The sequence below is a fragment of the Halothiobacillus neapolitanus c2 genome (genome assembly GCF_000024765.1).
GTDB classification, from domain to species: domain Bacteria; phylum Pseudomonadota; class Gammaproteobacteria; order Halothiobacillales; family Halothiobacillaceae; genus Halothiobacillus; species Halothiobacillus neapolitanus.
This window is the reverse complement of the sequence record NC_013422.1, coordinates 414,067-428,183: the sequence shown is the minus strand read 5'-3', so window position 1 is coordinate 428,183 and position 14,117 is coordinate 414,067. Positions and strand designations below refer to the sequence as shown.

The following is a 14,117-nucleotide window of genomic DNA, read 5'->3' as shown; positions in this document are numbered from 1 at the left end:
AATTTTCAAAACCTTAGAAACAGGGGTGTCTTATGACAATTAAAGTAGGTATCAACGGGTTCGGCCGTATTGGCCGTATGGTGTTTCGCGCTGCTGCGAAAGACTTTCCTGAAATCGAAGTCGTTGCCATCAACGACCTGCTGGATGCCGATTACCTGGCATACATGCTGAAATACGATTCCGTACACGGTCGTTTTGATGGCGACGTTTCTGTCGACGGCAACCACCTCGTTGTCAACGGCAAGCGCATCCGCCTGACCGCCGAGCGCGACCCGGCCAACCTCAAGTGGAACGAAGCAGGCGCGGATATCGTCATCGAATCCACCGGCTTCTTCCTGACCAAAGAAACTTGCCAGGCGCACATCAACGCCGGTGCCAAGAAAGTCATCCAGTCCGCGCCCTCAAAAGATGACACACCTATGTTCGTTTATGGTGTAAACCATGACAAATATGCCGGTGAAAACATCGTTTCAGCCGCCTCTTGCACCACAAACTGCCTGGCTCCAGTCGCCAAAGTGTTGAACGATGCATTCGGCATCAAGCGCGGTCTGATGACCACCGTTCACGCGGCCACAGCCACCCAGAAAACTGTTGATGGTCCTTCCGCCAAAGACTGGCGCGGCGGTCGCGGCATTCTGGAAAACATCATCCCCTCATCAACGGGCGCCGCGAAGGCAGTAGGCGTGGTTCTGCCGGAACTCAATGGCAAACTGACCGGCATGGCTTTCCGTGTGCCGACTTCTGATGTCTCTGTCGTGGACCTGACCGTTGAGCTGAACAAAGAAACCACCTACGCTGACATCTGCAAGGCCATGAAATCGGCATCAGAAAGTGGCTCACTCAAAGGCGTTCTTGGGTACACCGACGACTCAGTGGTTTCCACCGACTTCCGTGGCGTGGCTCAACCATCTGTATTCGACGCCAAGGCCGGTATCCAGTTGGATCCAACCTTCGTGAAAGTCGTTGCTTGGTATGACAACGAATACGGGTACACCAGTAATCTGATGCGGATGGTGAAGGTTATCGGTTAATTCGGTTTGTTTCGTGCCGTTCTAAACCTACGGCATCGAAACCAATCTATTGATCGCCTGTGCCCTTCCCAGAGCACAGGTTTTTCACAGAAATCGTTTGTTTTGCGGCAACGCAAACCAAACCATTTTTTAATTTTGATTTTCAGGAGTGCTTCATGGCCAACTTCCTTCGTATGACCGACCTTGATCTGGCGGGCAAGCGTGTATTCATTCGTGCTGATTTAAACGTACCGGTAAAGAATGGCAAGGTCACTTCTGATGCCCGTATTTCCGCATCAATGGCCACTATCACGCACTGCATCAAGGCGGGTGCGAAGGTGATGGTCACCTCTCATCTCGGTCGCCCGGAAGAAGGCATTTATTCCGAAGAAAACTCACTGGCGCCTGTGGCCGCAGATATGGGCGCCAAACTCGGAAAATCCGTTCGCCTGATCAAGGACTGGGTCGATGGCGGCTTCAACGTTGCCCCGGGCGAAGTCGTTCTGCTGGAAAACGTACGATTCAATGCCGGCGAAAAGAAAAGCCTGGATGAAACAGCCAAAAAATACGCCGCTCTGTGCGATGTATTCGTCATGGATGCATTCGGCACCGCACACCGCGCAGAAGCCTCAACCCACGGCATTGCCAAATTCGCCCCCGTGGCCTGTGCTGGCATTCTGTTGGCTCAAGAACTCGAGGCGCTGGACAAGGCACTGGCCAACCCGGCACGCCCGATGGTTGCCATCGTTGGCGGCTCCAAAGTTTCCACCAAACTCACCGTTCTGGAAGCGCTGTCCGAAAAAGTCGACCAAATGGTTGTCGGCGGCGGCATTGCAAACACCTTCATCAAGGCCGTTGGTCACAATGTCGGCAAATCGCTCTGCGAAGATGACCTGGTTCCTACCGCTCAGATGTTGATGAAGAAAATGGAAGCGCGCGGGGCATCCATCCCGGTTGCCGTCGACGTGGTGGTGGGCACCGAACTGCCATTCCTGCCAGGAAACGAAAACACCCCGGCCACACTCAAGCCGGTCGACAGCGTATCTGACGACGACATGATTTTCGATATCGGCCCCAAATCAGCGCAAGAACTCGCAGACATCATCATGAAGGCGGGCACCGTGGTATGGAACGGCCCGGTGGGCGTATTCGAATACGACCAGTTTGGCGAAGGCACCAAAACCATCGCCATGGCCATTGCCAAGACCAAGGCGTTTACCCTGGCAGGCGGCGGCGACACCATCGCAGCCATCCAGAAATATGATATTTATGATCAGGTAAGTTACATTTCTACCGCGGGTGGCGCTTTCCTCGAATACCTCGAAGGCAAGACGCTGCCCGCTGTTGCCATTCTCGAACAACGCGCCAGCGCTTAAGGATTTTTCATGCACGCCCAAAACCCTCCCGGTTATTTATCCACCAAGCGACGCACGAAAATCGTGGCCACATTGGGGCCAGCCAGCGACAACCCTAAAGTCATCGCCGACCTCATTTCGGCTGGCGTTGATGTAGTTCGACTGAACTTCTCTCATGGCAAGGCAGCCGACCACCAGCACCGTGCCGATATGGTTCGAGCAGCCGCAAGTGCTCAAGGCAAGTTTGTCGCGATTCTCGGCGATCTGCAGGGTCCAAAAATCCGTATCGACCGCTTCAAGAACGGTAAGGTAGAACTGGCTGATGGCGCTCACTTCACGCTGGATGCCGACCTTGATCGTGACAGTGGTGATGAAACCACCGTTGGCATTACCTATAAGGCACTCGTAACCGACTCTAAAGCCGGCGACATCCTGCTTCTGGATGATGGGCGAATTGTGTTGCAGGTCGAATCGGTCAGTGGCAACAAGATCCAGACCAAAGTCGTCGTGGGTGGCGAGCTGTCCAACAACAAGGGCATCAATCGTCAGGGTGGCGGGTTGTCCGCCCCCGCGATCACGGAAAAGGATCGTGAAGATATCAAAACCGCTGCAGCGATCGGTGTCGATTATATTGCGGTCTCTTTCCCCCGCTCCGGTGAAGATATCCATGAGGCCCGTCGCCTGCTGCAAGAAGCAGGTTGCACTGCGCATATCGTGGCAAAAATCGAGCGTGCCGAAGCGATCGAATGCATTCGCGACATCATCCAGGCTTCTGACGCCATTATGATTGCGCGTGGCGATCTGGGTGTTGAAATTGGCGATGCAGAATTGCCCGCTGTACAGAAAGCGTTCATCCGTATGGCGCGTGACATGAATCGCCCCGTGATCACTGCCACTCAGATGATGGAAACCATGATCACCAATCCGATCCCCACTCGGGCGGAAGTGTTCGATGTGGCAAACGCGGTTCTGGACGGCACGGATGCGGTCATGTTGTCTGCCGAAACGGCAGCGGGCAAACACCCGGTGCGCGTGGTGGAAACAATGGCGCGTATCTGTCATCGTGCGGAGTACCAAATCGAGGCCAAAAGGGGCCAGCCACCGCTGGATATCCCGTTCGAGCGCATCGATCAGGCAATCGCCTACTCGGCCATTTACACAGCAAACCACCTATCCGTAGCCGCCATTGTAGCGCTGACGGAATCGGGCGCGACCGCATTGTGGATGTCCCGCGTCAGTACCGACATTCCGATTTATGCATTCACCCGCAATGAAGTCGCTGCACGGCGCATGGCTTTGTATCGTGGCGTTCAGGCAGTACATTTTCCCTATTCGTCGACAGATCACGCCGAGGTGAACCGCTTGACCATCGAGGCCCTCACCCAGATGGAATGTTTGGATGACGGTGATGTCGTCATCATCACGAAGGGTGATCTGATGGGTCAAATGGGTGGCACGAATGCCATGAAGATTGTACGGGTAGGCCAGATTATCAACGCCGATTAACCGTGACATGATGCTCAGTTCTTGGACTGTGCATCAGGATTTTGATTGTGTTTTATTTTTCAACCTAACTGGAGAAGCTCAATGGCGCTTATTTCCTTACGTCAACTGTTAGATCATGCCGCAGAACATAGCTATGGTATGCCTGCGTTCAACGTCAACAACATGGAACAGATCCATGCCATCATGCAGGCTGCCGATGCGGTTGACAGCCCCGTGATCCTGCAAGGCTCGGCGGGCGCACGCAAATACGCCGGCGAACCGTTCCTGCGCCATCTCGTCTCTGCTGCCGTCGAAATGTATCCCCACATCCCGGTGGTCATGCACCAGGATCACGGTGCCGATCCAGGCGTTTGCTTCCGCGCAATCCAGTCCGGCTTCAGCTCGGTCATGATGGACGGCTCGTTGATGCCCGACATGAAGACCCCTTCTTCTTTCGAATACAACGTTGAAGTCACGCGTAAAGTAGCGGAAATGTCGCACTTCGTCGGTGTTTCTGTAGAAGGCGAATTGGGTTGCCTCGGCTCGCTTGAAACCGGCAAAATGGGTGAAGAAGACGGCCACGGCGCAGAAGGCGAGCTGGATCACTCCATGCTGTTGACCGACCCTGAAGAAGCCGCCCAATTCGTTAAAATGACCGACGTCGACGCTCTGGCCATCGCCATCGGCACCTCACACGGCGCGTACAAGTTCACGCAGAAGCCGACCGGCAAAGTACTGCGTATCGACCGCGTCAAAGAAATCCACGCGCGCATCCCGAACACCCACCTTGTTATGCACGGCTCATCTTCCGTACCGGAAGACTGGCTCGAAATCATCAACAACTACGGCGGCGACATGGGTCAAACCTATGGCGTGCCCGTCGAAGAAATCGTTGAAGGCATCAAGCACGGCGTGCGCAAGGTAAACATCGATACCGACCTGCGTATGGCCTCAACTGGCGCCATCCGCAAGCATCTGCATGACAACCCGGCCAACTTCGATCCGCGTAAGTTTTTCGCCGAAGCCACCAAAGCCATGAAGAGCATCTGCCAGGCACGCTTCGAGGCATTCGGCGCAGCAGGCAAGGCCTCTTTGATCAAGCCACTTAACCTGGACGAAATGCACAAGCGTTACGCCTCAGGCAGCCTGAAGCAGCAAATCAAATAGGCTGATTCTCAAATGAACCCCAAACCCGCGCTTGCCGCGGGTTTTTTAATGCTCGATCCATAAAAAATTGCTTCTTAACCTATAAATGGTTTATTTAGCCACTCGGTCGAGGCGATAATACGACCTTCATAAAACCTCGGAAGAAGAATGATGCAAAACGATAGCCTCGTAGCTGCCGTTGACCTGGGTTCAAACAGCTTTCATATGCTGATAGCGCGTGTTAGCGACGGGCAAGTGCAAGTGGTCGACCGGATGAAAGAAATGGTTCGATTAGCGGGGGGCCTTCAGTCCGATGGCAGCCTGGCTGAAGACGCCATGGATCGCGGTGTCGCTTGCCTTACCCGTTTCGGACAACGGGTTTCCGGCATGCCGCCGGGTAGTGTGCGCATCGTCGGTACAAACACGCTCCGCGCCGCAAAAAATGGTGCTGAATTCATCAAGCGCGGAGAAAAGGCGATCGGTCACCCCATCGAGATCATTGCCGGCCGCGAGGAAGCACGACTGGTTTACCTCGGCGTGTCCCGAAGTGAAATTCCCATCGATGGAGACCGCTTGGTAGTTGATATCGGAGGGGGCTCGACCGAGCTTATCCTCGGCAAAGGCATCACACCATTCAAAATGGAGAGCGTACCGATTGGCTGCGTTGCGCTGATGCGTGATTTTTTTGCCGATGGCGTCTTTGATGCCGCGCGGATGGATCATGCCAAGACCCGTGCGGAGCTCGAATTGAGCCCGTACAAGATGGCCTATCTCAAGGCAGGCTGGACTCAGGCCATCGGCAGCTCAGGCACCGCACGCTCATTGGCGACGGTAATCAAGGCAAACGACTGGGGTGAGGGTGCCATTACTGCGGAGGGATTGGCCAAAGTACAATCAGCGGTACTCAAGGCAGGGTCGCTGTCCGCACTGAAATTGCCTGGCCTGTCCGATGACAGAAAGCCGGTATTCGTCGGTGGTTTGATTGCGATGCAGGCCGTATTTGCCGCACTGAATATCCGGCAAATGTTCGTGAGCGATGGTGCTTTGCGCGAAGGACTGGTGTTCGATTGGCTCGACCGCGACGATCACGATGACATCCGCATTGCAACAATTCGTCGGTTGCAACGCTTGTTCACCGTTGATGTCCGCCATGCTGACCGCGTCGCCAAAACCGCCGCGGATCTCTTGGCGCAGGTAGCGCCCAACTGGGGGCTCGATTGCCATCCCGAATCGATCGACGCCCCGCGCTATGCCGTTTGGCTGGATATAGCGGCCCGCCTACACGAAATTGGTCTGGCGGTCAGTCACTCCGGTTTCCATCATCATGGCGCCTACATCCTTTCCTATGCCGACATGCCCGGGCTCACTCGCCCGGCCCAGATGATCATCGCGAGCCTCGTACACACCCATCGGCGCAAATTCAAACTACAGCGTTTCGGTGAGGTCGATGAACGTTTGAGAGAACAAATCGTCAGGCTCTCAGCTGTACTTCGTTTGGCTGTTCTACTGCACCGGGATCGCTCGCCAAGACCCAACCTGTCCCGCGTCAGGCTCGAAGCAGGCGCGGACAATCTGCACGTGAGCTTCCCCGATGGCTGGCTGAAAACAAGGCCCCTCACCCGCGTGGATCTGGAGCTGGAACAAAGCTACCTCGCCATGGCCAATATCCGATTGAGTTTTGCGTAACCCTGAAGTGACGCCACCACCAAACGAGCAACGCCTGATTCAACGCCGACAACAACCCCAGATTCCCGAGGCCATGTCGAGCATTGATTCGCGTCTGGCTGCAATCCTCGTCAACAGGGGCATTGTGCACCCACGGCAGATCAATCCCGACCTTGAATTTTTGCTGCCGCCAGCGGACATGCCTGGAATCGACGTAGCGGCCGATATTCTTGCCGATGCCGTTCGCGAAAATGCGCGCATCCTGATCATCGGTGATTTCGATGCCGATGGCGCCACTGCCACCGCGCTGTGCGTCAGGGCCTTACGCGCAATGGGCGCCAAACAGGTGGAATACACCCTGCCCGACCGACAACGCCATGGTTATGGCCTCTCGCCCGCCTTGTTAAAGGACTGGATTGCCGAAGCCGATGCGCCACCGGATATCATTCTGACCGTGGATAACGGCATTGCGGCCTTTGCCGGCGTTGCTGCCGCACTGACTCTGAACGCGACCGTCATCATCACCGACCACCATCTGCCGGGTGACACCCTTCCGCCAGCGCATGCGATCGTTAATCCCAACCTCAACGGCTCCGATTTCGCTTCAAAGGCAATTGCCGGTGTCGGGGTGGCGTTTTATGTCATGGCGGCACTCAGGGAACGGTTATCCGCGCAGGACTGGTTCGCCGGCGGCATTGCAAGACCCAACCTCGCGCGCTGGCTGGATCTGGTCGCCGTGGGCACGGTGGCCGACGTGGTCTCGCTGGACGACAATAATCGCCGTTTGGTCGCCCAGGGTTTGGCGCGCATTCAAGCGCAACAGTGCGTACCGGGCATATCGGCCTTGTTTGCGGTGGCTGGTAAGGATCCGCGTTATGCCAGCAGTACGGATCTCGGTTTTGTCGTCGGGCCAAGACTGAATGCGGCCGGGCGATTGGAAGACATGCGGATCGGCGTGGATTGCCTATTGGCGGACGATCCCATCTCCGCTCGTCAATACGCCATGACACTCAACGAGATCAATCACGAGCGACGCGCCCTCGAACAGGAAATGTTATTCAGCCTGAAAAAACAGGGCAAAAGCTCGGGGCTTAACGAGCTTGATCTCGATCGCCCGATTGATCCTGCCGACTGGGTGATTTTTGACGACAGCTTCCATCAGGGCGTGATCGGTATTGTCGCCGGTCGCCTCAAAGAACGCTGGCAACGGCCCGTGTTCGTGTTTGCACCAGAGAATAATGACGCGCCACGAGCAAAACTCAAGGCATCCGGACGCTCAATCCCCGGCGTCCATCTGCGCGATGTGCTCGTGTCGATGGCCACGACTGCGCCCGATCTGATGCATGCATTCGGCGGACATGCCATGGCCGCTGGACTGAGCTTGTCATTCGATCAGCTCGATACATTTCGCCGCCTGTTCGCTCGCGAGATGGCAAAGCACCGGTTGCACTTTCCCGATCAGGCCATCGTGCACACCGATGGCCCATTAAGCGCAAACGAACTCACGCTGGACTTTGCGCAACAACTGCAAACCTGCACCCCCTGGGGAACCGATTGCCCGGAACCGATTTTCGACAACCGGTTTGAAGTGCTGGAACGCACACCACTCAAGGAAGGTCGGCACTGGCGCCTGCGTTTACGACTGCTCAAAACCGAACCAGCCACACCCACCATCGGCGCCGATCTAACGGCCGTCTGGTTCGGCATCGGCGACCATATTCCCGCCGGAAAATACTGGCATCTGGCCTATCGGATCGACATCAACCGATTCCGGGGGCAGCAAACATTGCAACTGATGATCGTCTCGGGCGTAGCCGCCTGAATCCACTTCATATTTAGACTACGCTAATGGACATAGACGCGCATAGGAGTTCGCATGTCCATCCCCTCATTGTTGCCCGAGACGACACTGCGACTGCGCCAATCCGAAATTATCGGCGCACTCTCGCACGCATTGGACCTGACCGAAGGCCTGCCCGCCGGACACGCGCAACGCTGCTGCTGGATTGGCATGCACATTGGTCAGGAACTGAACCTGAACGATCACGACCGCGCTGATTTGTACTATGCGTTGCTGCTCAAGGATGCCGGCTGCTCGAGCAACGCGGCGCGCATCTTCAACGTGTACGGCTGCGATGACCGCATCCTCAAGCGTGATTTCAAGCTGATCGATACCCACAAGATCGATGATATGGCCAAATTCGCCTGGTCTCATGTCGCGCCCGGAGAATCCTGGCTGAAGCGACTCCCCATGCTGGCGAGCCTGATTACCAAAGGCTCGGAAATCGGAGAAGATCTGTTTCTCACCCGCTGCGAACAAGGTGCGGAGATCGCGGAGCAACTCGGCTTTTCTGCTCAGGTTTGCGATGCAGTTCGTGGGCTTGATGAGCACTGGGACGGCCGCGGTAACCCTCGGCAGTTGAAAGGGGAACAAATTCCGCTGTTCGCCCGCATTGCGCTGTTGGCTCAAGTAATTGAGATCTTCTTTGCCGAGGGCGGTAGCGCATTGGCGATGCAGACCGTTCGCGCACGCGCAGGCACTTGGTTCGACCCCACGTTGGTGCATCATCTGGAAAAACTGGCTCAAAACGACGAATTTTGGGCGGGTTTGCAGGATCCGGACATTGCCGCCCGCCTGGTCACGATAGAACCAGCCGACTATGTGCGCACGGTGGATGATGAAGAACTCGATCGACTTGCGGGCGCTTTCGCCGCAGTTATCGATGCCAAAAGCCCCTATACGTTCGGCCACAGCAGTCGCGTGTGCCAGTACGCACAACGTATCGGTGGAGAAGTTGGTTTATCCGAAAAGCAACTGTTCTGGCTTCGACGTGCGGCGCTGCTGCACGACATCGGCAAACTGGGCGTCAGCAACAGCATTCTAGATAAGCCAGGCAAGTTGACCGATGAGGAATTCGCCCAGATCAAACTGCACCCAGTGCATTCGATGGATATTCTCTCCAAGGTCGGCATTTTCGATTCGCTGGCGCCCGTGGCGTCCGGTCACCATGAGCGACTCGACGGGTGCGGGTACCCTTGGGGGCTCAAAGGGGATCAGATTGATTTCGCCACACGCATTATCAGCGTGGCCGATGTGTTCGATGCCGTATCGGCGGAGCGCCCCTATCGCGGGGCAATGCCGGTGGCGCAAGCGTTAAGCATTCTGGATGACCTATCCGGCCCGGCACTGGATGGTGATCTCGTCGCCGCGTTGAAGCGCACGCTCTAAAAGCCCGCACTGTTTTCGACAGTTAACCGTTATCGTACAGCCAATCGAGAATCGCATCCTGCACTTTGCTGCCGCCGCCGTTCTGCACGTTTTGTTCGTTTTGCAGAATCACCACCACATAACGCCGACCGGATTGGGTGATGATGTAACCCGCGCCGGCGCGCACATCGCGTAATGTGCCGGTTTTCAGATGAATCATCCCGCGCGCTGGCTCGCCTCGCATTCGCTTGCGCATGGTGCCATCGATACCCGCAATCGGGAGTGAAGCCATCAATTCCGGCATGGTTGGGCTGCGCCATGCGTACATCAGTAATTGCCCCATTTCCTTGGGGCTGATACGGGCTTTGCGCGAAAGCCCCGATCCATTTTCAATATCGAATCCAGGCCAGTTGAATCCCTGACGCTTAAGCCAATCGGCAATGACCGCCTTGGACTTCAAGAGCGTACCCGGTGCCCCCTTGATTTCCGCGCCCATCGTGAGAAATATCTGCCGCGCCATCAGGTTGTTCGACCACTTGTTCTGCAGATACAGGTATTGGGTCAAATTCTCTGAATTGTGCTGAACAAGATATACAGCGGTTTTCGGCACAACACCCTCGGCCCAGGTGCCATCGATTTTCCCGCCTTGCCCCTCGAATAGGTGTTTGAATGCCGAATAAAATGCGTCGTTGGCATTACCCGCCACCAGGTAGAACTGATCGGGCTGACATTCGGTGCTGATTTTCCCGGAAACATTCAAAGTGGGTGTGTTGGTATCAGGCCCCAGAACCGCGATACTCGGCTGATTCGTCTGCCCAGTGCACGCGCCTTTGACGAGTTTTACATCATTGTTGATGGCGATGTTGCTGTTTGGCGGCCAGGCACGAACGACCGCCCCTGCGCCACTTCTATCCGGCGGTACGATAAGCACCCGTGTGGCTCGATTGTCCAGCAGCAAAGCTTGCGGCAAGGCGTTGTAGACCCGTTCCGGGTGATCATCAAAGTCACTTGGATCAGCCGGACCGGGATCGAAGTAACTATTGTCGAGCACAAGCTTGCCCGTGACTTCATGGATTCCAAGATCACTCAACTGGCGAACCAGATCCCAGAGATCTTCGCTACGAAACCAGGGGTCGCCCTCACCCTTGATATACAGGTTGCCGTGCACCACACCGTTGACCGGCAAGGCATCGGCATAAACCCGGGTCGTCCACTGAAAGTTGGTGCCCAGCACATCCAGCGCCACCACCGAAGTCACCAGCTTCATCACCGAAGCGGGATTGAACAGATCGTCCGGCAAGTGCGTGAGCAAGGGTTTGTTGCTATCGACCGCCTGAACCCAGATGCCCAGATCACCCAGGCTCAATTTCTGCTTTTTCAGCGTTTCGAGCACACTCGGCGGCATCCCAACCGCCCCGGCTGCGGTCGCCGATTGAATGTTCGCGGACCCGATACCGAGAAAAAACGCTGCCAACAGAAAAAAGCGAAGACGACGGGGAAGAATCAAAAACATGGCAGGTGCTCAATCGCGCTAAAGAATGCAACAAAACCGCATCGAACAAACCTTTTCAAAAAGGCGTTTCGACAACGGACCAGAACTCAAACCAGCAACAGGGTAACAAACAGAACTGTCACCGGCCTCACCCCAGTCAGCGACCTCTGTCCATTTCCGGCAAACGGGCTTTCAGGGAGCCTCTATACGAATCGATATCCGCCCGTTCCGGACCGTGCCCCATCAATTATTTAAGGGCATTTCGAAATACCCGTGATTCGTCGTTCCCGCGAAAGCGGGAACCCAGAAAAATCAAGGCGCTGGGTTCCCGCCTACGCGGGAATGACGCGTTTTTCTAGCTTCCCTTGAGTCATTGCGTGGCGCGACTTCCATGCCATGCACACGAAAGACTGCATGGGTGCAATTCTCCTTAGTGGAACTCACACAGGTAAGCCGTATCCACATCACAGCGCATGCGCAGTGTGCATCCTTCTGGCGCATCGAATGTTGTGCCCGCCGCGGCAGGAAATTCGGCCATATCATTGATGGTCACGAACATCTTACCCGCCACTACAGTCATCGTCTCACGTGCTTTGAGATTGAACACATGATCGCCCGGAGCCAGCACGCCCACTGTTGCCCCAGCGTTCCCAAAATCAAACGCCAAGGATTGCACGGCGCCATCGAAATAACTGTTATGAGTAATAGCCATGGTGAGCTCCAAAGAGAAAATAGGGCATGAGTTGAGGGCTCGCAGTTTACCTGAATCAATGATTCGGAATCACCATTATTCAATCATCAGAGGACATTCATACCGAACAGCCAATACTCAAAAATAGGGGAACTCGAAATACCCGTTATTCGTCGTTCCCGCGAAAGCGGGAACCCAGAAAAATCAAGGCGCTGGATTTCCGCCTATGCGGGAATGACGGGTTTTTCGAGCTTCCCAATAATGGGGTGAAGTGCGCTGGAATGAAAACTACCCGCCGTAGCAAAGCGAATCGTTCAAATCAGCGTTCACCACGTTAGATGACGCCAGTCTTATGAGTTCCGAATGTTCTCAAATAGCGAAAGGTTTTTGACAGGAACGCAAGAAAGCCTTGATGTTGAGTGGATCAACAACATCAAGGCTTCGATCGGCATGCTATCTTGATAGACAGGGTTTTTAATCTTCAGTCTAAGCCACAAAGATATGTGGGCAATCAATTCGCTGAGTTTAAGATCATTACCGCTGCGTCAAGCGTTCGACTGTTCAGCGGTGAATCCTGGCATGCGCCCGATCAGTTGGCTTTCCATCCCCATTTAACGAAGATTTTCTCACCCTGTTCTGACTGCAAGAACTTGATGAAGGCTTTGGATTGGGCGTTCGCTTGAGCGCGCTGGGTCAATACAACGCCAACATCCCGATAAATGGCGTATTGGGGCTCAATCTCGACCACGTCGGCCAGCTTGGGATTCGCAACTTGCCAGATGTTGTAAATCAGCCAGGCATCGATATCGGGTTGATCAATCCAAGCCTTTTTAGCTAAAGCGCTGTTTTTGGCGTAATCGACAATGTTGCTTCGCAACGATTGTACCGTTTGGATATTGCCCAATCGACCCGCGATATCTTCCCAAGCGCCGGTTTGCCCCGCCCCCTGCACGACCAATACTTTGACACCGGGCTTTATAATATCTTCAAATCCTTTGATCTTTTTCGGGTTTCCGGGGCGAACCAAGATAGCCATCGGCCGCAAATACAAGGGAATAACTTGGTCGGACTTGATTTGACCATCGAGTTGGAAGGTAAAGTCGGTCATCATGTTTTCAGAACCGCTGTAAATGATGTCGCCTTTGGTCTTTGCCTGCTCAATCCACTTGGGTGTCGGGCCTGCCGTGACCTCGACTTTGGTGCCCGTCTCTTTTTCAAATACCGCTGCCGCTTCTTTCATAGCCGGCGCGGGGCCGCCCGGCCCGTAAACATAAATGGTTTCCTGTGCTTGGGCAGAGGAGATATTGCTGAGCGCCAAGGCCATAAGACCCACAAAACCGAGAAAACGCTTAACCATTGGGTGAATTCCTCATTGAAAAATTGAAAAAACAGAAACAAAAAAATAACGATGTGATTATAGACTAATTCGATAAGCACAAAGGACTCTAACGAAAAAGTTTTCTGCATCCCCTTCAGTGCCATCAATGGATCAAAACGCCCTCAATTGAAATCTATTTATTTTTTGTTTGCCGAGGAATAGAATCCGCTCCGCTCTCGGGTTCTCCGAGGGGCCTCCCTTGTTTTTTCCTGTGTATCGTTACCAATCATCGAGGCCATCGTGGGCAATCCTTGTCAGCGTTGTGGTGCGTGTTGCGCCTATTTCCGCGTGTCTTTTTATTGGGCCGAGTCGGTGCCTTTTCTAGATGGGCAGGTACCACCCGAACTGACGGAACAGATCAACCCGCATCTGGTGAGCATGAAGGGCACCCTCACCTCGCCCGCGCGCTGCGTGGCACTTGAGGGCGGCATTGGCGATTGCGTCAGTTGCTCAATCTATCCCAATCGGCCTACGCCCTGCCGTGAACTGGAACCTTGGGATGAGCACGGCCAGCCGGATGAGAAATGCAGTCGGGCGCGCGCGGCCCATGGGCTGCCGCCGCTTGAACCCCTATATGAACCCACTGCGCCGCACACCCCGGAAATCGTCGATCCGCTGCGTACGGGTACCGATTGACTGCGCCGATCTTTCCCTTGGGAATCTCTGCAAGAAACCATCCATGGCTTC

Annotated in this window: 11 protein-coding genes; 8 read left to right on the top strand and 3 right to left on the bottom strand. The window is 54.9% G+C overall.

Translation table 11 applies throughout. The features are described from left to right. Nucleotides 1-32: 32 nt before the first annotated feature. The 7 genes from gap to HNEAP_RS02000 all read left to right on the top strand — a co-directional run bounded on the left by gap (nucleotide 33) and on the right by HNEAP_RS02000 (nucleotide 9,890). Nucleotides 33-1,031 carry a type I glyceraldehyde-3-phosphate dehydrogenase gene (gene gap, locus HNEAP_RS02030; protein ID WP_012823301.1) on the top strand — a complete coding sequence of 333 codons (999 nt, stop codon included), beginning with the start codon at nucleotides 33-35 and terminating at the stop codon, nucleotides 1,029-1,031. A gap of 155 nt (nucleotides 1,032-1,186) precedes the next feature. Next, entirely contained in the window at nucleotides 1,187-2,386 is a 1,200-nt protein-coding gene (locus tag HNEAP_RS02025) for a phosphoglycerate kinase (protein ID WP_012823300.1), read from the top strand. 9 nt (nucleotides 2,387-2,395) lie between these two features. Next, a complete protein-coding gene (gene pyk / locus HNEAP_RS02020) occupies nucleotides 2,396-3,871 on the top strand; it encodes a pyruvate kinase (RefSeq protein ID WP_012823299.1) in 1,476 nt (491 codons plus the stop codon). Between the two features lie 81 nt (nucleotides 3,872-3,952). Then, nucleotides 3,953-5,017, top strand: coding sequence for a class II fructose-bisphosphate aldolase (gene fba, locus HNEAP_RS02015; protein WP_012823298.1), 1,065 nt, complete (start codon nucleotides 3,953-3,955; stop codon nucleotides 5,015-5,017). Nucleotides 5,018-5,164: 147 nt separating this feature from the next. Then, complete coding sequence (gene ppx / locus HNEAP_RS02010) at nucleotides 5,165-6,682, top strand: exopolyphosphatase (protein ID WP_012823297.1); 1,518 nt, start codon at nucleotides 5,165-5,167, stop codon at nucleotides 6,680-6,682. After that, the gene (gene recJ / locus HNEAP_RS02005; protein ID WP_133484703.1) at nucleotides 6,675-8,483 is read left to right on the top strand and encodes a single-stranded-DNA-specific exonuclease RecJ; all 1,809 of its coding nucleotides are present in this window, start codon (nucleotides 6,675-6,677) and stop codon (nucleotides 8,481-8,483) included. Before ppx ends, recJ begins: the two co-directional genes overlap by 8 nt. A gap of 54 nt (nucleotides 8,484-8,537) precedes the next feature. Further along, on the top strand, nucleotides 8,538-9,890 hold the full coding sequence (locus HNEAP_RS02000) for an HD-GYP domain-containing protein (RefSeq protein ID WP_012823295.1): 1,353 nt from the start codon (nucleotides 8,538-8,540) through the stop codon (nucleotides 9,888-9,890). A gap of 22 nt (nucleotides 9,891-9,912) precedes the next feature. Here HNEAP_RS02000 and dacB read toward each other — a convergent pair whose 3' ends face one another. From dacB to HNEAP_RS01985, 3 genes are all read right to left on the bottom strand, one after another. Further along, complete coding sequence (gene dacB / locus HNEAP_RS01995) at nucleotides 9,913-11,382, bottom strand: D-alanyl-D-alanine carboxypeptidase/D-alanyl-D-alanine endopeptidase (protein WP_012823294.1); 1,470 nt, start codon at nucleotides 11,380-11,382, stop codon at nucleotides 9,913-9,915. A gap of 409 nt (nucleotides 11,383-11,791) precedes the next feature. Beyond that, a complete protein-coding gene (gene ppnP / locus HNEAP_RS01990) occupies nucleotides 11,792-12,073 on the bottom strand; it encodes a pyrimidine/purine nucleoside phosphorylase (protein WP_012823293.1) in 282 nt (93 codons plus the stop codon). Between the two features lie 568 nt (nucleotides 12,074-12,641). Further along, on the bottom strand, nucleotides 12,642-13,409 hold the full coding sequence (locus HNEAP_RS01985; protein WP_012823292.1) for a substrate-binding domain-containing protein: 768 nt from the start codon (nucleotides 13,407-13,409) through the stop codon (nucleotides 12,642-12,644). A 261-nt stretch (nucleotides 13,410-13,670) separates the two neighbouring features. On the opposite strand from HNEAP_RS01985, the gene HNEAP_RS01980 reads away from it, so the two are divergent. After that, the gene (locus HNEAP_RS01980; RefSeq protein ID WP_012823291.1) at nucleotides 13,671-14,066 is read left to right on the top strand and encodes a YkgJ family cysteine cluster protein; all 396 of its coding nucleotides are present in this window, start codon (nucleotides 13,671-13,673) and stop codon (nucleotides 14,064-14,066) included. Nucleotides 14,067-14,117 lie beyond the last annotated feature (51 nt).

What these genes read in the sequence shown, in the direction of transcription:
- HNEAP_RS02000 (WP_012823295.1), top strand. Translation starts at nt 8,538, where the DNA reads ATGTCCATCCCCTCATTGTTGCCCGAGACGACACTGCGACTGCGCCAA.
- gap (WP_012823301.1), top strand. Translation starts at nt 33, where the DNA reads ATGACAATTAAAGTAGGTATCAACGGGTTCGGCCGTATTGGCCGTATG.
- pyk (WP_012823299.1), top strand. Translation starts at nt 2,396, where the DNA reads ATGCACGCCCAAAACCCTCCCGGTTATTTATCCACCAAGCGACGCACG.
- HNEAP_RS01985 (WP_012823292.1), bottom strand. Translation starts at nt 13,409, where the DNA reads ATGGTTAAGCGTTTTCTCGGTTTTGTGGGTCTTATGGCCTTGGCGCTC.
- fba (WP_012823298.1), top strand. Translation starts at nt 3,953, where the DNA reads ATGGCGCTTATTTCCTTACGTCAACTGTTAGATCATGCCGCAGAACAT.
- dacB (WP_012823294.1), bottom strand. Translation starts at nt 11,382, where the DNA reads ATGTTTTTGATTCTTCCCCGTCGTCTTCGCTTTTTTCTGTTGGCAGCG.
- ppnP (WP_012823293.1), bottom strand. Translation starts at nt 12,073, where the DNA reads ATGGCTATTACTCATAACAGTTATTTCGATGGCGCCGTGCAATCCTTG.
- ppx (WP_012823297.1), top strand. Translation starts at nt 5,165, where the DNA reads ATGATGCAAAACGATAGCCTCGTAGCTGCCGTTGACCTGGGTTCAAAC.
- HNEAP_RS02025 (WP_012823300.1), top strand. Translation starts at nt 1,187, where the DNA reads ATGGCCAACTTCCTTCGTATGACCGACCTTGATCTGGCGGGCAAGCGT.